Source organism: Leptospira alstonii serovar Sichuan str. 79601, from assembly GCF_000347175.1.
Lineage (GTDB): Bacteria > Spirochaetota > Leptospiria > Leptospirales > Leptospiraceae > Leptospira > Leptospira alstonii.
Genome location: NZ_ANIK01000012.1, coordinates 39,167 through 57,283 on the forward strand (window position 1 = coordinate 39,167; position 18,117 = coordinate 57,283).

The 18,117-nt window shown below is 42.9% G+C and carries 18 protein-coding genes; 5 read left to right on the forward strand and 13 right to left on the reverse strand.

From position 1 onward, the window contains the following. Positions 1–254: 254 nt before the first annotated feature. The 11 genes from LEP1GSC194_RS03055 to LEP1GSC194_RS03105 form a co-directional block, all read right to left on the reverse strand. Positions 255–1,025 (reverse strand): GNAT family N-acetyltransferase, encoded by a 771-nt coding sequence (locus LEP1GSC194_RS03055; RefSeq protein ID WP_020772235.1) that lies wholly within the window; start codon positions 1,023–1,025, stop codon positions 255–257. 137 nt (positions 1,026–1,162) lie between these two features. Further along, complete coding sequence (locus LEP1GSC194_RS03060; RefSeq protein ID WP_020772277.1) at positions 1,163–2,068, reverse strand: DUF2971 domain-containing protein; 906 nt, start codon at positions 2,066–2,068, stop codon at positions 1,163–1,165. A gap of 94 nt (positions 2,069–2,162) precedes the next feature. Continuing rightward, complete coding sequence (locus tag LEP1GSC194_RS03065) at positions 2,163–3,389, reverse strand: LL-diaminopimelate aminotransferase (RefSeq protein WP_020772237.1); 1,227 nt, start codon at positions 3,387–3,389, stop codon at positions 2,163–2,165. Beyond that, on the reverse strand, positions 3,373–3,738 hold the full coding sequence (locus LEP1GSC194_RS03070; protein WP_020772255.1) for a DUF2203 domain-containing protein: 366 nt from the start codon (positions 3,736–3,738) through the stop codon (positions 3,373–3,375). The genes LEP1GSC194_RS03065 and LEP1GSC194_RS03070 overlap by 17 nt, the downstream gene beginning before the upstream one ends. Positions 3,739–3,743: 5 nt before the next feature. Beyond that, a complete protein-coding gene (gene pyrB, locus LEP1GSC194_RS03075; protein ID WP_020772239.1) occupies positions 3,744–4,670 on the reverse strand; it encodes an aspartate carbamoyltransferase in 927 nt (308 codons plus the stop codon). A gap of 275 nt (positions 4,671–4,945) precedes the next feature. After that, on the reverse strand, positions 4,946–5,197 hold the full coding sequence (locus tag LEP1GSC194_RS03080; RefSeq protein WP_017808859.1) for a hypothetical protein: 252 nt from the start codon (positions 5,195–5,197) through the stop codon (positions 4,946–4,948). Positions 5,198–5,448: 251 nt separating this feature from the next. Beyond that, positions 5,449–5,988 (reverse strand): DUF1564 domain-containing protein, encoded by a 540-nt coding sequence (locus tag LEP1GSC194_RS03085; protein WP_036041148.1) that lies wholly within the window; start codon positions 5,986–5,988, stop codon positions 5,449–5,451. 561 nt (positions 5,989–6,549) lie between these two features. Beyond that, positions 6,550–6,924 (reverse strand): hypothetical protein, encoded by a 375-nt coding sequence (locus tag LEP1GSC194_RS03090; protein ID WP_020772249.1) that lies wholly within the window; start codon positions 6,922–6,924, stop codon positions 6,550–6,552. 8 nt (positions 6,925–6,932) lie between these two features. Beyond that, positions 6,933–9,266 (reverse strand): TonB-dependent receptor, encoded by a 2,334-nt coding sequence (locus tag LEP1GSC194_RS03095; RefSeq protein ID WP_020772226.1) that lies wholly within the window; start codon positions 9,264–9,266, stop codon positions 6,933–6,935. Between the two features lie 55 nt (positions 9,267–9,321). Continuing rightward, positions 9,322–9,654, reverse strand: coding sequence for an LIC10965 family protein (locus tag LEP1GSC194_RS03100; protein WP_020772233.1), 333 nt, complete (start codon positions 9,652–9,654; stop codon positions 9,322–9,324). Positions 9,655–9,805: 151 nt separating this feature from the next. Next, positions 9,806–10,642 carry an alpha/beta fold hydrolase gene (locus LEP1GSC194_RS03105; protein ID WP_036041135.1) on the reverse strand — a complete coding sequence of 279 codons (837 nt, stop codon included), beginning with the start codon at positions 10,640–10,642 and terminating at the stop codon, positions 9,806–9,808. A gap of 76 nt (positions 10,643–10,718) precedes the next feature. Between LEP1GSC194_RS03105 and LEP1GSC194_RS03110 the strand changes: the two genes are divergently transcribed. After that, entirely contained in the window at positions 10,719–11,105 is a 387-nt protein-coding gene (locus LEP1GSC194_RS03110) for a DMT family transporter (RefSeq protein WP_020772238.1), read from the forward strand. A 98-nt stretch (positions 11,106–11,203) separates the two neighbouring features. Here LEP1GSC194_RS03110 and LEP1GSC194_RS03115 read toward each other — a convergent pair whose 3' ends face one another. Continuing rightward, positions 11,204–12,280 (reverse strand): NHL repeat-containing protein, encoded by a 1,077-nt coding sequence (locus tag LEP1GSC194_RS03115; protein WP_020772270.1) that lies wholly within the window; start codon positions 12,278–12,280, stop codon positions 11,204–11,206. 240 nt (positions 12,281–12,520) lie between these two features. Between LEP1GSC194_RS03115 and LEP1GSC194_RS03120 the strand changes: the two genes are divergently transcribed. The 3 genes from LEP1GSC194_RS03120 (at position 12,521) to LEP1GSC194_RS03130 (ending at position 16,345) form a co-directional block, all read left to right on the forward strand. After that, complete coding sequence (locus tag LEP1GSC194_RS03120; RefSeq protein ID WP_331272565.1) at positions 12,521–13,621, forward strand: CaiB/BaiF CoA transferase family protein; 1,101 nt, start codon at positions 12,521–12,523, stop codon at positions 13,619–13,621. A 275-nt stretch (positions 13,622–13,896) separates the two neighbouring features. Beyond that, positions 13,897–15,060, forward strand: a complete 1,164-nt coding sequence (locus tag LEP1GSC194_RS03125) for an acyl-CoA dehydrogenase family protein (RefSeq protein WP_020772229.1) — start codon at positions 13,897–13,899, stop codon at positions 15,058–15,060. 346 nt (positions 15,061–15,406) lie between these two features. Next, positions 15,407–16,345: a cytochrome-c peroxidase gene (locus tag LEP1GSC194_RS03130; RefSeq protein ID WP_021064515.1), complete on the forward strand. Its 939-nt coding sequence runs from the start codon at positions 15,407–15,409 to the stop codon at positions 16,343–16,345. Between the two features lie 166 nt (positions 16,346–16,511). Here LEP1GSC194_RS03130 and LEP1GSC194_RS03135 read toward each other — a convergent pair whose 3' ends face one another. Beyond that, the gene (locus LEP1GSC194_RS03135) at positions 16,512–17,474 is read right to left on the reverse strand and encodes a porin OmpL1 (RefSeq protein ID WP_020772228.1); all 963 of its coding nucleotides are present in this window, start codon (positions 17,472–17,474) and stop codon (positions 16,512–16,514) included. A gap of 219 nt (positions 17,475–17,693) precedes the next feature. Between LEP1GSC194_RS03135 and LEP1GSC194_RS22130 the strand changes: the two genes are divergently transcribed. Beyond that, complete coding sequence (locus LEP1GSC194_RS22130; RefSeq protein WP_017809846.1) at positions 17,694–18,011, forward strand: hypothetical protein; 318 nt, start codon at positions 17,694–17,696, stop codon at positions 18,009–18,011. Positions 18,012–18,117: the final 106 nt, after the last annotated feature.

Sequence of the window (18,117 nt, forward strand, 5' to 3'; positions counted from 1 at the left end):
AATTACCGAAAATTGCCGACGACTCAACATTGCGGACCCGAGCGCTTGTGACGAACGGAGTGAGAAATCGAAGTTATACTAAGATCTGCCCTACTTTCAATTCTCGAAATACGAGGAAACGCAGAAAAAATTCTTTCCGCAAAAAGATAGGTTATCTCAAGGAGCTTACACACAAAGGGACGATGAGATTCGCTTGTCTTTAAACTTCAAAGCGAAATCGAGCAATGTGGCGGAGACCGAGCAATGTGCAGCGGTTATCTCGTGTTAGGCGAAGACTTCTGCTTATTTAGAATAAAATTGTCTTTTTGAGCTAAAAGAGGTTTTGTCAAACTTGATAAACTGACTTTTTGATTTCCACTTTCATCAAAATTATTATTTTTAAAGTATTTCTCGAATGCTTCTTTGATTGACTTCCATTCTGAATCTATAATAGAATACCATGCCGTATCTCGATTTCTACCTTTGTTAATTGCATGTTGTCTAAATGCTCCTTCGTAGGAGAAACCATATCGTTGTGCAGCTATTCTTGAAGGAATATTTAATGAATTGCATTTCCACTCGTATCTTCTGAATCCTAATTCAAAAGCGTAATTCATCATTAAATATAATGCTTCTGTTGCAATTTTTGTTTTCTTAAGAAGATTTGAAAAATTTAAATGTCCGACTTCAATTGAACCTTTTTCTTGATCGATTCGAAGAAATGAAATAACGCCAATAGGTTTCGAAGAAATTTTATCTATAATTGCATAGAAAGCAGGATCTTTTAAATTTTGCATCTCTATCACCCAATTTTGATATTCTAGTAAAGTATTAAATGGACCATAGGGTAAATAAGTCCAGCATTCTCCCTTTATATCTAATGAATTAGCCTCAAATAATTCCTTTGAATGTATTACCGAATTTAACGGCTCTAATTTACAAAATTTTCCATCGATAACTGTTTTCTCCGGAAATTTAGGTGTAATCCAATTTTCAATTAGAATCCCGATAGGTTGACCGCTTTCATTAAGTTCATAGTTTGGCATTTTTTTTAATCACTTTGAATGTAAAATTTGAATTTGCTATGTTTACAGAAGCTTTCGCCTAACAAGTAGGCTTCTCGACGTTCGCAGATAGGGTAGCTCGTGTTAGACGAAGTTGCAACTTCTCAGAAATATTTCAATTAGACTCGAAATGGAACCGTGGATTGTTCTACCTTTATCCAACTAGCCCAATCGAAAGAAGTTTGTAAAAGTGTTTTCATTGAGGCAACCGCCAATTCTGGATATGCATTCGGACCTACTACAATTTTATCTAATGAGTCGAGTGTTTTTCCGCCACTAGGTGATAAAGGGAACAAAACATATGGAATCAAATACTGTTTTCCTAATCTATGTTCCATTTTAAAATAATCATCGTTCTCAAAATGTTCTTTATTAATGATCACCCTCACTTCCAATTCTTCTTCAAAAGAAGGATCCTTTATAATTGGCAAAAACAAATGCAAAAAAAATTTTAAATGTTCAATAAATTTAGCTACATTTTTTTGAGACCGTTTCTGAGATTTTATAAAAAACTCATATGCATTCGAGATAATATTTGAAAGCAAATATTGCTGAATTTCTTTATCATAGATTACTTTAAGAATTAAGCATTCCGCTTTTGTTATTGGCCAGAGCTTATTTGCAGAAAAGACTAAGTTATAAGAATTGTTTAATTCTCCATATCCTCTCCATTGACTCAATGAATCCAATTTTTCTGAAAAGCTTATTATATGAATGGGTGGAATTGAGTTTTTATATGTAAAATGATTTAAAAGTGTTTCCTTAAATATTTTAAACCTTTTTGTAGAATACCTCTTTTCAATTGAAATAATAGCCATATTCAAGGCATCCAGTGAGTATCTGTATTCGCTTGTATCATTCAAATAATAAATATTCGTAGCCCAAAGACAGCGACTTTTGATAATCCCATATGCCCCTTGAAGATTTGTATAATGGCATAGATATTTACTTTGAGTATAAAGGTACTCGGAATAGTCTTCAATAATAAGATCTAATAAAGATTCAAAGAACGCTTCTCTATTCATATTTTGAATTAAATCAGTGCGACTTCGCCTAACAACGAATACACGAGCTACGAAAAGCGGGGCCTTGAAAACAAGGCCACACTTTCATCCGCACTTAGAGTGTCGCAATTCTTGCGATCGCCTCTTCCACGTCCTCTTTTTTTCCGAACGCGCTAAGACGGAAATAACCTTCTCCGGCGGGACCGAAACCGGAACCCGGAGTTCCGACCACTTGCGCCTTATCCAAAAGTCTGTCAAAGAAATCCCAAGAAGAAAGATTGTTTGATGTTTTCAACCAGATATAAGGAGCGTTGACTCCTCCGAAAACTTCGTAACCCGCCGTTTTTAGACCTTCTCGAATTTTTGCCGCGTTGGACATATAATAGGAAATGGATTCTTGAATTTCTTTTCTTCCTTGCGGAGAATAACATGCTTCGGCGCCTTTTTGAGTTACGTAAGAAACTCCGTTGAACTTCGTGGTATGTCTTCGGCTCCAAAGTGAATTGATGCCGACCTCTTCGCCGGAACGCGTTCTACCTTTGAGTTCTTTGGGAATGACTATATAAGCACAACGTAATCCTGTAAAACCCGCGGTTTTTGAAAAGGAACGAAACTCGATCGCCACTTCTTTCGCGCCTTCCACTTCGTAGATCGAACGAGGAACGCCGGGCTCGCTGATAAAAGCTTCGTACGCCGAGTCGTATAAAATGATAGAATTGTTTTTTTTCGCGTATTCTACCCAGGCCTTTAGGGATTCTTTTGTGGTTACGGTTCCGGTCGGGTTGTTAGGATAACAAAGATAGATGATATCCGCTTTTTCTTTGGGAATTGCAGGTTGAAATCCGTTTTCTTTCGTCGCGGGCATATAGATCAAATTGGAATATCTTCCATCGGGTCCGATCTCCCCGGTTCTTCCGGCCATCACGTTCGTGTCCACATAAACGGGATATACGGGATCGGCCACCGCGATTTTGGATTCCGTAGAAAAGATTTCTTGAATATTCCCACAATCGCATTTGGATCCGTCGGATACGAAAATTTCACTCTCGTCGATTTTGATTCCCAGAGAACCGTAGTCGTGATCCGCGATCGACTTTAGCAAAAATGAATATCCTTGTTCGGGTCCGTAACCGTGAAAACCTCCGGACGTACCCATCTCTTTCGAGGCTGCAACCATCGCATCCACGACGGAAGGAACAATCGGAAGAGTTACGTCTCCGATTCCCAATCGAATGATTTTTGCGGAAGGATTTTTTTCGGAGTAAACCTTGACTCGTTTTGAAATTTCGGGAAATAAATATCCCGCTTTTAATTTTAAATAATTTTCATTGATGTTCGCCATCTTCTTTTTCCTTATCGATTAATTTTCTTCCGGCAAAACCTTCTTCGTAACCGTGTTCGTAAAGAAGATCGTCCTCTCCGAAGTGCCAGCAATAATATCCGTTTCCATTGTCGAAGTCTATGAGCCAAAGTCCTTTGACTTCGATTCCGTATTCTTGAATTTTGGAAGACCATTTGAAAATGGAGTTTCGAACTTCTTCTTCCTTTTGTTCCATCTCATTTTCGGGAAAAATCTTTTCCCTAAGTTGAACGGTCAGTTCCGATACATGAGAATAGTATTCTTCCGTAATCTCCCTGATTACGGGTAGAATTTTACGAGCCTCTTGGTATGTCCAGAGTTTCCGTTCCAAGACGTTTAGAAATCCTGTCCCAGACAAAGACAGAGAAGCGTCATTCGGCTTACGACTCCGTATCTCGCTTGTCTGAAATACGCCGCGTTCGGCAGATCGTCAACGTCCGTGGAAAGTTCGTTCACTCTCGGAAGCGGATGTAGGATCGTAGTCTCTTTCTTGGAAGCAAGAATCAATTCTTTGTTGATCTTAAAAAGATCCTTGAGTCTTTCGTATTCCTTATGATCCGGAAATCTTTCTTCTTGGATTCTTGTCACGTACGCGACGTCGCAATCCCAAACCGCTTTGATGTCGGTCGTCTCTTCCAAAGTGAGAGGATAACCTTCCAAACCTTTTTTATAAGAATCGGGTAATACAAGTTCCGAAGGAGAAATCAGATAAAGTCGAACTTTGTAGTGCCTGAGCAAATTGATAAGCGAATGAATCGTTCTGCCGTATTTCAAATCCCCGATGAAAGCGACGGTCAAGCCGTCTAACGTTCCTTTTTCGGAGATGATCGTATAAAGATCCAGAATCGCTTGAGTAGGATGTTGCCCCGCTCCGTCCCCCGCGTTGATGACGGGAATTTTTACCGCTCCCGCCGCGATTCTTGAGGAACCCTCCACGGGATGTCGAATCACGGCGATATCCGCGTAGGCTTCTATCATCTTCATGGTATCATACAACGTTTCTCCTTTGGAAATCGAAGAGAATTGAAAACCGACGGTGGAGATTACTCTTCCGCCCAGTCGTTCCATCGCCGCTTCAAAGGAAAGTCTCGTCCTCGTCGAAGCCTCGAAAAAAAGAGAAGCCAATAGTTTGCCGGTCAGGATTCCGAAAGCTTGGTTCCGTTCTACAAGACGCTCCATATCCTTGATTTTTCCGATGAGAAAATCAAGATCCGATTTCGAGAATTGTTCCGTATCCAGGATGTTCTTATGCTTATAGGACATTAAGCGACAGAATGTAGAGAAACTCCCTTTTGACAATCAAATTGACTTACAAGTTTTCGGATTTTTCGGGAAGAGTCGATTGTCCGTCGAGTGGACAAAAGGCCTGTTTCCGATGGGGAACATCCGTCGTATTTTCAAATTTTCGAACCGAACGGAAACTATTTTTGAGCATATTGGCTGTAATAACAAATCGCCATTTTATTTTGCAGTTCGAAAGCTGCGATATAAAATATATTATTACTTTATAATATTATGGATCAAAAAGAATTTAAGGATCAGTATCCGCCGCCCCCGCCGGAACCTCCGCCTCCGCCGCAGACTCCAAGAACTCCCGTATACAGGGAATCGCAGGCGCTCATCGCAGGGTTCGATGAGGTGCAGGACAAATAAACCGCCAGAGCCGCCTCACACTTCTTTTTATCGTCCTCTTTTTTTGTCTTGTCTTGGTTCAAACCGTAGTTTGAACAGGACAAGACAGTCAGAAAGAATGTTAGAATCGAAATTCCTAAAAAAGTAAAAAGTTTCACTTGTCATTCTCCTTTTCAAGATCGAAAAGTTTCTTCTCAAATCATAAAAGGATAGCATCGACTCGAATAAAAGATATAGAAAAAACGAGAATACTTAGAATCGGGAATTTAAGCGCCGTTTTACGAAATTACCGATTGGTTATAAAATAAAGTACCTATAAAATATTCTAAGATGAAGATGTAATGCGTTAGGATAAAATGCGATCCGTAGTGAGGCGTTTATCGTGAATTGCCTCCTCCTCCTATGTTTTTTATGTCGGGAACCAGTCTCGATAGTCCAATGCGTAAAAATGGGACAAGGGTCGGCAGCGTAGTTTACGGGTCACTTGGTTTTCTACTAGGTCGAGGTGGAGAATATAACTGTAAGACCTGTGAAAGGTGGGAACTCCCTCATTCATCGTATCCACGATAGAGTCTCCGACTCCCACGGATTCCAACCACAGAAGATAATTGAAAAGATAACAGCGGGACACGCCGTGGGCCTGTGCGAGAGCTCCAAAGAGAGTCCAAGTTCCGGTGCTAAGTCGAATATTCACGCGTTTCATTTTTTGTTTTCCCGGACTGGGCTGATACAAGGTTCGGCCGGCCTTTTTACCCAAACGTTTTGTCGCGGAAAGATACTTTCCATACGTTCTCAAAAGTTCGGGAATTTTTCTTGGAAGCGCTTTCAAATCTTTCTCGGAGAAACCTGACCAAGTATCTTCCGGAATCAAAAGAGTAACCGTCTCGGAACGATTTTCCCTAAGAGTCGAACTGATTTTAAAATCCGATTGTAGCCACAATGTTCCCATACCGATTACGGTTCTCGGAAAGTATGCGATGGATCCAATTTGTGTGAAAAAAGAAAAAAATTTCAGAAAATAACGAAAAAATCCTCTCAGAAACATTTAACGCACATTAATTGAAAAATCGTTTCGAACATTTTCGAACATAAGGAAATTTGCAGGAGTTCCCACGTTTCAAGTGGCGAGGGTTTCGTTATAGGGGTTGGGACTTTAACATACAGCTGCTCCTAATTCCTAACCACTCGTCCCTAACATCGAAAATGTAGGGAGTTCCCGCATTTTTGTGAAACTAAAGCCTCATTCTCTGAATGCCGATCTATCGAACGACCCATAGGGAGTGAGATTGAGTTGAAGAAGGCATTCACCTGAGTTTCCACGGATCGCTCGACGAGTTTTGATTTTGGGACAAGCTCTGAATTTAAAAATGACGGCTTGTCTCAAAAGTCTAATTTTTTTAGAGAATTTCCAGGCCGGAAAATACACGATTCGCCCAAACTTTCTTAGATCGAACTCACGACTAAATCCGTCGGCGATGGAAGAACGCGCAAATCCGGTTGACGGATCCCGTCAAACTCCGTCCGGAGAAAACGCGGCTCGATACGCTTCCGGCGGACAAGTTAAATAAGAACAAGACTTCGTTCCGTCGTCTCCCGGAACTTCGGACCAAACTCCTTTCGAAGTCAAATCCTCGCAGGAAACTTTCACGGAATTCGATTTTTGACGTCCCGCAGAGTAACCTTGGCAACTCCAAACCGGAATGTTCGAAAAACAGGAACAGTTACCTTGAAAGGCCTGAGTATCCGTACAATAAACGCAGTCGGAACGGGATTCTAAAAACGCGCTCGCAAGTAAACGAATAAGTTGATCATCGTCGTATTCTTTTTTGTCCTTTTGGCAGAATAGAATCGGAACGATTAAGAATATTAGAATATACCGCTTCATATAACCTCCTACGGAACCGCCGTGAACGGAAATGAAATTTTAAGAATCGCGTTTACGCCCGGATTTAAAGCGTAGTCCTTGTATCTGCTCAGGTGATCCACATAAGAAACATTGAATACGTTTTGAACGCTAAGATCCACCGTGGGTTTGGAAATACCGTCACCAAAATAGGGAAGTTCGAACCCGAGACCTATGTCCATAAGGTTATAACCCTTGGTCGGAGTTTCCTTAGGATCCACGCGAAACTGCGAATCGTAGAACCTTCCGTTGATCGAAAAATAAAAATCCTTTAAGCCGAGAATGGAATCTTCCGTCCACCTAAGACCCGCGCGCGCGCGGTTCGGAGTCGTTCGCGGAAGCGGGTTTGTATCGTTCTGATTTCTCGCGTGAACGATATCGATTCCGCCGGAGAGGACGAGTTGGCGGGTCAGTGCCGCCTGGATCGAAAACTCTCCCCCGCGTAAAATCGCGTCGCCTTGTTTGTATTGATATTTCGGCAAACCCGAATCCGCATCGATATCCGCAATACTTGCGGCATATATGAAATTTTGAATATTATTTTGAAAAACGCTGATTTCCGTTTGAATTTTGGAAGAGCCGTATCTCAGAGAGAAATCCAGATTATTCGAATATTCCGGTTTTAGAGTGTTTTTGCCGATCTCGAATTTACCCGTTCCTTCGTGAACTCCGTGGGAAAAAAGTTCGAACGGGGTCGGCGCTCTAAAACCGCGGCCGAAATTAAAAACTGCGGAAAAAGACTTATCGATTCTCCAGACGAGGCCGGTGGAACCCGTCGTCGCATAATAATTTTTGGATTGTTCCGCGACGGCTAACGTTTCGTTATTTCGAATTTCCGCCGAACGTTTATCTCCTCGAACTCCGGCGCTAAAAGTCAAGGAACCGAGTTTGAGTTCCTCCAAAAAATAACCCGCAATGTTGACGATACCGTACGAAGGAGTCAAAGGTTCTGTTCCGATCGTTCTGTTTTTTTGTTCCAAGCCGGATAACCCGAAGGTTCCTTTCAAAAAATTGAATATAGGTTTGTGATGAAATTTCGCCTCCGCAGTCGCCGTATCCAAAAAAAGATTTAAACCCTGATATGCTGCTCTGGAAGTCGCTTGATAAAATTGAAACGATTTATCAAGGATATCCGCGTTCTCGTCCCAAAGAACGTCTTTGATCGGAATGAGTTTGTTTTTGGATTCGATTTCCCTTCGATTGTTCCTTTGATACGAAAAATCGAGTTCCAGATTACCTGCCGAAAAAATAAAAAAGGAATGAAAGTGGGATTTTTCATGCAGAAGTTTTTGAGATACGGTCGCTCCCGGATTTTCGTTCGGATTCTCCAAAAGGTCTTGGGTCTGTTCTCTTCGAAAAGAATCCAGATAAAAATTTCCCCATTTCCCGTCCAAACCGACGGAAGCGCTTTGGTTTTTTTCGATCATTCCCGTATTACGCAGCGTCCCGTTCGGAGTTGTGATTCTGCCCGCCTTTCTGACGTTGGAACTGGCGCGATAACCGAAACCGTCGATATTACCGAAAACCGCAAAGTTGCCCGCGTCCTGTTTGTTGTTGGAATAACTGTTGGAATTGAAAAGTCCCGCCGTTTTGGGAACACCTTCGCCGGAAAGAGGAGCCTTGTCCCGAATCACGTTGACAACGCCGCCGAGCGCGTCCGAACCGTAGAGCAAACTGCCCGGACCCCGAATAATTTCAATTTTTTGAATATTAAAAGCGTCTAATTCTACCGTGTGATCGTCTCCGAACTGTTGTTCCTCCTGGCGGATACCGTCCGTCATAACGAGCACTCTCTGACCCGTTAAACCCCGGATGATCGGTTTGGAAGTTCCCGCACCCGTAGTTAGGTTGGAAACGCCGGGAGTGTTGTTGATCGCCGACATAGCCGATTCGCCTCTTTGACGATCGAGTTGCCTGCCCGACAAAACCGTAATCGGCTGCGGAGCGGTTAGAAAGTCCGAAATCGTGGACTTTGCGGTGACGTTGATTGCGGATTCGTCCAAGGAAATTTCGAGGAGAGTGAACTGAATTCTTTGATCTTTTTCACCGATCGTAACCGAAAGGGTTTCGGATTGATGGCCTCTTGCGGTCGCGCTGAGGGTGTATTTTCCCGGAGGAACGTGATCCAAAACGAATTCACCCTTGTTGTCCGTAATCGCGCTTTTTCTGGACTCTTGGATGAAAACTCTCGCGTTGGAAATCGGATTTCCGTTCTTGCCCTTGACGCTTCCCGTTAATACGACGTCCAAAGCGAAAACCGAAGCGGGTGAAATAAAAATGGAAAATAATAATATTCTAAAATACGAATGCAATTGCTTTTTCAAGTGCAACTCCCGGACGAAACGTCCATTCAATCAAACGAAAAAAGAAAGGATTGATTTAAGAAAGGGGGAGCAAAAACGGAGGAGCGCGACCGAGTTGGATTTGGAAAAAGTCGAAAGGACGGATAAAAATTTCGGACGAGATTCGATTCTCAATTTGAAGGAGCGGAAGGGAATTTCCCGTTAAAAAACCCGGATTCCAGGCGGACCGGGTTTCGATTTGGAACTGACAGATCGGACAAACGGGAGTTTGTTTTGAATCCTGATGAGCGGAATAGGACGGTTCGGAAAAGGTCTGAAATTCTTTTTCAGAGTGAGTATGAAATCCCGAGCCCGCAAAAAGAACGAGCAAAAGTGCGAGAAACCCGGATTTGAGGCCTTTAACAATCATCTTGTACAATTATCACTAATGATAAGCCAGTATTAATAAGCGCGAACAGAATGTAAAATCATAAATCCGGAATTTTGATACGGATTTTTTGAGAATATCGACGCATAAGTTCTTAGCTGCAAGATAAGGACGTGTTTCGTAATTTTTTTAATCAGAGAACGTTTAAAATTCTTTTTAAGGTCCTTTGTTTTTCTTCAAACGGAAAAAAATGAGAGGTTCCCGGCCAAATTTCCAAGGTCGATTTATCATTTCCCGAATGAATGCGACTTGCGCCTTTGGGAGAACAAACTTCGTGCGGATCTGGAATTGTGATATGAGTTTCCGTTTGGATTTTTCCGAACTGGAACAAACTCCGATAACTCACCGAATCGAAAATTTTCGCTTCTACTTCGGGCAGGCAACGTAAAAAGGCTTTTCCGTCGTCGCCGATTCGAAAACAACTCCGGATATAATCGTCGAAAATTTCGGAATCCATCTTGAAAAAAGAAGGGGTTCTTTTGTAGAGTTTGGAAACGGTTTCGATGTTTTTGAATTCCCTTCTGCGTTTGATCGCCACCTTGGCAAGCGGGTTGTGAAAGATCCGAGAAAAAGTTACTTGCAGAAAATTTAATACGACCGGGTCGTGTGCGATCACTTTCTTAAATTTTTCGGGGGAATGATACGACGCTAAAAGAAGACTCGCTCCTCCCAAGGAATGTCCGATTCCGGTGACGTTCTCCAAGTTTTCCGCATCCAGGAGGGAAAGAACTTGGTCTCTGAAAAAATACCAATCTCGAAAATTTAAAGTGGAATCCGATTCCCCGTGACCCGCAAAATCGAGCGCGATCACCCTATGCGTTTTTTGTAAAGATTCGATGTAAAACTTGTACGTAAGCGCGCTGTATCCGTTTGCGTGACAGAGAAGAATCGTCGGCTTTGAATCGGAATTGGAGTTCGTATCGAGATAAGAAAGATTGAGTCCTTGAAAGGAGAATGTTTTTCTGAGCATAACGGAGAGATTTGACCTTGATCTTTCCAACTCCTTCGGTGGACTGGTTTTCGTAAAGCCAAAACCGGAGCGTATCATGCAGATTCAAATTCTTATCGTTTTTATTATCGCTCTTGCGTTCAATGCGCTTGCCAATATCCTCATAAAGGCCAGCTCTTTAGGCGACGCTTCCGAAAAACCGGAAGGACTACAAGGAATTCTGCAAGTGATTTTCAATCCGATTTTTATCGGAGGATTGGCTTCTTTCGGATTGGCGCTACTAGGATATCGTTTCGTATTAGGGAAGGGATTAAAACTCTCCCTCGCGTATCCCGTATTTACGAGCGCTGGATTTATCATCGTACTCATCGTATCTTCCCTTGCGTTTAAGGAAAGATTGACCTGGCCCCAATGGGTGGGAATCCTGCTCATCCTCGCGGGTGTTTGGCTTTGCGCCGCGAACATGTTCGAAACAAAATCATAAAAAACCGTCTCATCTTTCGTACACCTAACTTGAGTTAGGTTCCTGCAAGGATAATGTAAAGTCCTAAAATCTAACGCCTAACATATCGCTAATACTTGTTATTCAAACTTAACTTGAAAGATTTGATTCGCCGAACTGTCCGCGACAAGAAGTCTTTGATTTAGGCAGTCTACTTTTACCGCGCCGATTGCCGTAAACGTATGAGGAACGGTGGAAACGTTGAGAGCCGGATCTACGATTCGGATTCTGTTGGAAAATACGTCGGACACGAACATGGTTCCGCTATTGTCGAGAGAAATATGAGCGGGACCGTAAAAGGACGCGTTTAAACCGTTTCCGTCTATGTCCGTTCCGATTCCGGTTCCCAAAAGAGTGGAAACGGTGGAAGATTTCAGATCGATCTTTCGAATTCTATGATCCTGAAGATCCGCGGCCAGTAAACTTTCGGTTTTTCGATCATAAGCAATTCCTAATGGAGATTTGAAACGCGCAGAAGCCGAATCCCCGTCTAAGTAACCCAAAACGCCGCCCGAAATAGTGCTTACCGAACCGGAATTCAAATTTATTTTTCGGATCGCGTGGTTTCCGAGCTCTCCCACGTATAAATTTCTTTCACGATCCAAGTCCATAAAAAAAGGACCGTTGAATAGGGAACTCAACCTGTCTCCGTTTTGAAGGCCGGTCGTACCGGAAGAACTTCCCGCAAACAAAGAAAATTGTTCCGTAGAATCGACCTTGTAGATTTGAGAGGTATCCTTGCAGGAAATATACTTATCGCCTGTGCTCGGATCGAATTTAATACCCGAAGGATCCTCTAAGGATAAACTTGTGGAAAGAGTCGTCACGTTTCCGAAACTGTCTATCTTACGAACTAGGTTCGCCGTCTGATCGCTTACGAACACGTTTCCCAAGTTGTCCACTTCCAAACCGAAAGGAGTTTTGAAGGAAGCGGTTGTCGTCGTTCCGTCCGCGCTGGTTCCGATTCCGGTTCCCGCAAATAAACTGACGACCGGATTTTTCGTTACCTTGAGAGTACAAAAATAACATTCCGTAAGAATACAATTCAGGATCGTGTTTTCCGCCCAAGCCTGACTCATTAAAATACTCGGATTATAAACGGAAGAAGTCGAACAGGAAACGAAAACTAGGATTGAAATCGGAATTCGGTAAAACATTTCAACGGTCCTTACATAAAATTAAGATAAAAGAATATACTTTTTCGAAAAAAATACAACCCGAAACTTCGACGGCCGGATTCCCAAAAACGCGTTTAAAAAAAGGTATCTCGATTTGTTCTTTTCCAATCAATGGGAAAAGATTCTTTTTTGAGAGGTTTTAATTTTATGAACAAAGGTCCACTTTCCGGAGTAAAAGTAATCGACTTGAGTTTGTTACTTCCCGGCCCGCTTTGCTCCATGTATTTGGGGGATATGGGGGCCGACGTGATTAAGATTGAAAATCCGAGAGCGATGGACGCGACTCGAGTTATGTTTAAAAAAGCGAACGGAGCCCCTTCCTTATTTTTGATGCTCAATCGGAATAAAAAAGCGATTACGCTCAACTTGAAAAAGGAAAAGTCCAAAGAAATACTTTTTAAACTATTAGAAAACGCTGATATACTTTTGGAAGGATTTAGACCGGACGGACTCGCCAAGATGGGACTCGGTTACGAGGATCTGAAGGAGCGGTTCCCGCGTTTGATCTACTGCGGCATTTACGGGTACGGAACGGAGGGAAAATACAGGGACTTTGCCGGACACGACGTGAACTATCTTTCGCTTTCGGGAGTTCTTTCGCAAACCGGTAAGACGCCCCAGATCCCCGGTTATCAACTTGCGGACATCGGAGGAGGAACGATGACGGCTCTCGCATCGATCTTAGCGGCCTTGTATGCGAGGGAAAAGACCGGAAAAGGGCAGAAGATCGCGATCTCCATGATGGATTCTTCGCTTCCGTTTTTATCCTTGTACGGAGGAATTTTTGCCGCCACCGGAAAAAATCCGGAAGGAGGGAACGAATTACTTTCCGGTAAATTACCGAATTATAATGTATATCAAACCAAGGAAGGGCGCTGGGTCGCGTTAGGCGCTCTTGAGGATATGTTTTTTAAAACCTTTTTGCGTCAGTCCGGATTGGATAAACATTTGGAAGAATTCCCGTCGGAGGAAAAAAACTTTTCCAAGTGGAAGGAAATTCTAACCTCTTACTTTGCGTCCAAAACATACGAAGATTTGAATTTTCTATTTGAGAACGAAGATTCCTGCCTGACTCCCGTTAAAACGATGGAAGAGGTCAGCAAGGATCCGGTTTTAAGGGAAAGGGGAATGATCTTGGATAAAAAACATTCCGAATACGGAGATTACTTTCAATTCGGGGCTCCTTTTCCATTCTCCGCTACCCCGGTTACGTATCGTTTGGACCCGCCGAATCACGGGGAACATAATGCGTCGATTTATCAATCTCTCGGATATACGGTGGAAGAAATCGAAACGATGAAGAAAGAAAAAGTGATCTGATTTCGCTTTAAACGTTAAGAACGCTGGAAAATTTTCTAAAACGAATCTTTTAAAATCCATAACAGAACGTTCGTTCTTTGAAATTTCAGAGGAAAGGACATTTTGAAGCGATTTTAAAATAGGGAGGTTCTCACCTTGAAAATTTTAAATATAGGATGAATAAAAAAGATAAAAAACAAGCGATACATCGATTTTTTCGTTCCTATTTTGGTTTGATCTAATCGCCGTAAAAAAAAAAGTAGGATCAGAACACTCTCGTAAGAAGGGAAAAACCGATGTACCAGGAATTTACCGAACAACAGATCGAAATCAGAGACCAGATCCGCAATTTTGTGAAGAAAGAAATCACACACGAAGTCGCAATCCACTGGGACGAAGAAAATAAACATCCCGAAGAACTCATCAATCGTATGAGAAAAGAACTGGGAGTCAACGGTTTGACCATCCCCGAAGAATACGGCGGTTGGGGACTCGGCTCCGTTGAACAGTGCCTCGTGACCGAAGAGCTTTCTAGAGGATGTCTTGGAATCTCTCTTTGTTTCGGTTACACGGGTCTTGGAATCCTTCCTATCCTGAAAGGAGCTTCTCACGAGCAAAAGAAAAAATGGCTGCAGCCGGTAGTTGACGGAGAGTTCGGCGTATCCTTCTGTCTTTCCGAACCCGGTGCAGGTTCCGACGTTCCCGGCATGAGCACAACCGCCGTAAAAAAAGGGGACAAGTGGGTCATCAACGGAACGAAACAGTGGATCACCGGAGGCGGTAGCGCCGGGGCTTTTACCGTATTTGCATATACCGATAAGGGAAGAGGAACCAGAGGAGTTAGCTGTTTTTACGTTAAGAGAGACACTCCGGGTTTAACCGTCGGTAAAAAAGAAGATAAACTCGGAATTCGCGCATCCGATACGCGTCAGATCATTTTCGAAGACTGTGCCGTGGAAGAAGCGAACATGATTGGAAAAGAAAATTTAGGATTTATTTATGCGCTTCAAACTCTAAACGCTTCTCGTCCTTACGTTGCGGCGATGGGTGTGGGTGTTTCTCAAGCGGCTCTGGATTACGCTTCCAAATATGCAAGACAGAGAGAACAGTTCGGATCCAAGATCTCCAGTTTTCAAGCGGTGCAGCATATGCTTGCCGATATGTCCATCGGTCTGGAAACTTCCCGTCAAGTTACGTATCTCGCGGCGAGAATGTCCGACGCCGAGGATCCGAGACTTCCGAAGTATTCCGCGATCGCAAAAGCGCACGCTTCCGAAACCGCGATGAAATGCGCCCTGGATGCGGTTCAGATTTTCGGCGGATACGGTTACACGAAAGAATACCCGGTCGAAAAGCTGATGAGAGACGCGAAAATCCTTTGTATCTTTGAAGGAACCACTCAAATTCAGAAAAACGAGATTGCGGCTTACGTTATTCGAGAGGCAGCGTCGAGTAAATAAGAATATTAGAATTTTCTAAATCGCATTCCAATAGGGAACACGTTTAAAAAATTCTGCGGATCGGAGACGAAGTTCTCTAAAATCCAAATTGAACCGAAGAAAGGCGTTCGACGTTCGAGTCGGCGCCTTTTTTTATTTCGTTTCTCTTCGGATTTCCGATTTCGTTGAAATTCAATCGGGACGTTTTGCCGGGATTTAGGTAACTCACTTCAGTTCGGTTTAGCCGACGTGAAAGCGATTGAATGTAAAAACTCAACAACACTCTTCAAATATGTAATCAAAATTGTTCTAAATTAGAATTGACAGAATCATCTCGCATTCAAACCATTGACCCAGAATGGCCCCGATGTATAGGATTTTGCCCATTTTGTTTTTGCTCGCTTTCGGCGACTGCAAAGAACCGGTTCAAAAAACGGAACTGGAAGGTTTTGTTGTAAAGAACGTAATTCATCCCAATAACAATCCGTACAATAAGGATAAAGTGGAATTGGGAAAACTGCTCTATTTCGATAAGCGGCTTTCGCTCAAGGAAGACACGAATTGTGCGATCTGCCATTCGGCGGAAATTCAAAATTCGGAAAAAAGTTCTTTACCAAGAAATAAAATCCACAATTCTCCCGCGCCTTCTCTTACAAACGTAGGTTTGTACAAGGATGTGTTTGCAGATCCTCAAGCGAACGATCTGGAAGAGATCGTAAAGGAAAGAGTTCACACGGCGGTGATGCTCAGGGACGAAAAAACCATCGTAGCAAGACTCAATCAGGTACGCGAATATAGGGAACTTTTCGAAAAGTCTTTCGGTTCTCCCGGAATTACGATGGATCGGATCGTAAAAGCGATTTCGGCGTTTGAAAGAACGATCCTCTCCAAGAATTCCAAATTCGATCGTTATGTATTGGGGGAAGAATCGGCTCTCTCTCCGGCTCAAAAACGCGGCTTAGACGTATTTATGAACAAGGCCAAGTGTTCTCAGTGTCACAAAGGACCGAACTTTTCGGATTCCGAAAAACATACGACCGGTCTTAGCGGAATCGTACAAAAGGTGAGAACTCCGAGTCTTCGAGACGTGAGTAGGAAAAACGAGTTCATGCATAACGGAGAATTTACGAGACTGGAAGACGTTGTGAATCATTTCGTAAACGGAGGTGTGAAAGGTTCGATCGAAGATCCGCTTCTAAAACCTGCCATGATTACGGAAGAAGAGCGAAAGGATCTGATCGAATTTTTGAAATCTCTGGAAGGTGAAACTCGTCCATTAGAAATGCCTAAAATACCAAGAGCCTAAAATGTGGGAACTCCCACGTTTTAGGGATCGGTGGATAGGGATTCAGATGTCAGGGGTTAAAATTTTCCGATAACAAAATTCGGATTCGATAACTTGGATTTTAAAATAAAAAAGGCCCTCGTAAGGGCCTTTTTTGCAAATGGAACGTATAAGATCGGATTCAATCTTAAAGTTCGTGCTTGTAACCGAATCTGTAGATTTGTCCACCGACAACGATCGGATAAGCGGGATAAGGAGAAAGATTGGTAGCTCCTCCTAAGGATTGTGTTTTACCTACCGAATAAGCCGCAGACATGATCGTTTCCAGTTCTATAAATACGTGACCTTTGTCCGTTACTCTCGCCTGAGTTCCGATTAAAAAGTTCGGAGCGATTCCGGAAGCTCTAAATCGGGTATGTTCGCGAGTGGTAATCGGATCGGTTCCGTCCGGTATAAGGTTTGCAAGACTATTCACTCCTGCGGCAGCTAAAATATCGTGACCGCCTTTGAGGTTGTTCATTCCGTTTAAGGACCATCCGCCGTTAAAGTAGTTCAAACCGGCCCCCATATAAACCGCAGCATCTTCGGTAACGTTCAATTTAATACCGACGGTTGCGGGGATTACGATGGAACTGAATCCCCAAGAAATATCGACAATGTTGTATCCCGCGATGTCGGCCTTCGTCACACCGCCGGAGATTTTTTGGGTATATTCCGCCGCAACTCTCCAGAAGAAATACTTTCCGAAATCGGATTCGTAACCTACCATTAAGTTACCGCCGACCATAGCCCCGTTTGTGGTTCTTGCATTGATAAGACCGCCGGTTGTTCTATCGAGAGCGATCAGTTTGTTTTCAGCGGGAATCGCTTTTCTAGGGGCAACTCCTACATAGTTTCCTTCACCTGCGGCTTTGGAAGGATTTTGAATACAAGCAGGATCGTTTGCACCTACAGTACAGGTGTCCGTTGATCTAGCAGGGCCGTAAAAGCTTGCGGCATCTAAACCGTCTTTCGTGATCGTTCCGCCTAATTGACCCAGGTCTAACTGTAACCCGAATCCTACAATTCCGTATGTTTTTGCACTTAGGCTTGCAGCTGATGATAATACTACAGCTAAGACAAGCAACACCTTACACATGTTACGAACCATTGATAACTCCTTACTCGCGATTCAATTAGAATTTGATTATGTTTCCGGAAGTTTTATATCTTGTTTTGAGAATCCCGGACACAGGGTGAAACTTTAGAAGTTCATGGCTTAGTGTCAAACAGGTTTTCGTAAAAAGGTTGAAAAGTTTCTAAAATTCTCAAAAGGAGAATTGAATTCCTTTTCTTTTTTGTAACAATTGTTATGTGCTGAAGTAGAATCATGAATCGTCGTAACGACGAAAATTTTTCATCAAATCTCTTAAGTGATTTTGGAAAATATTTTAGTGTTAGGCGCGGCATCGTCGATGCGAAAGCGATTGTCGCGGGATCAACAAATTGGAATGACGAACAAATTTCGCTTTTCGAAGAGGCCGTCAATTTGTTGATCAGAGCAGAAAGCGCGGTCCGGCTCTTGGCAAAGCCAAGGGCCGGATTCGCCCCAAGCTTTTTCCGCGAATTTGCGTTTTTGATCCTTCTTCTTCCAAAATCCCATTCAACTTGTAGGGTTGGTTATGGCTTTTTATGGGTCGCTCGATAGGAAAGGAAATTTGCAGGAGTTCCCGCGTTTTAGAAGTCGGGCACAAGAAAGGAAAGGGGATGAAAACAGAAAGGGAAAACATCCGGGCCGAAAGCGAAAGCCAGCC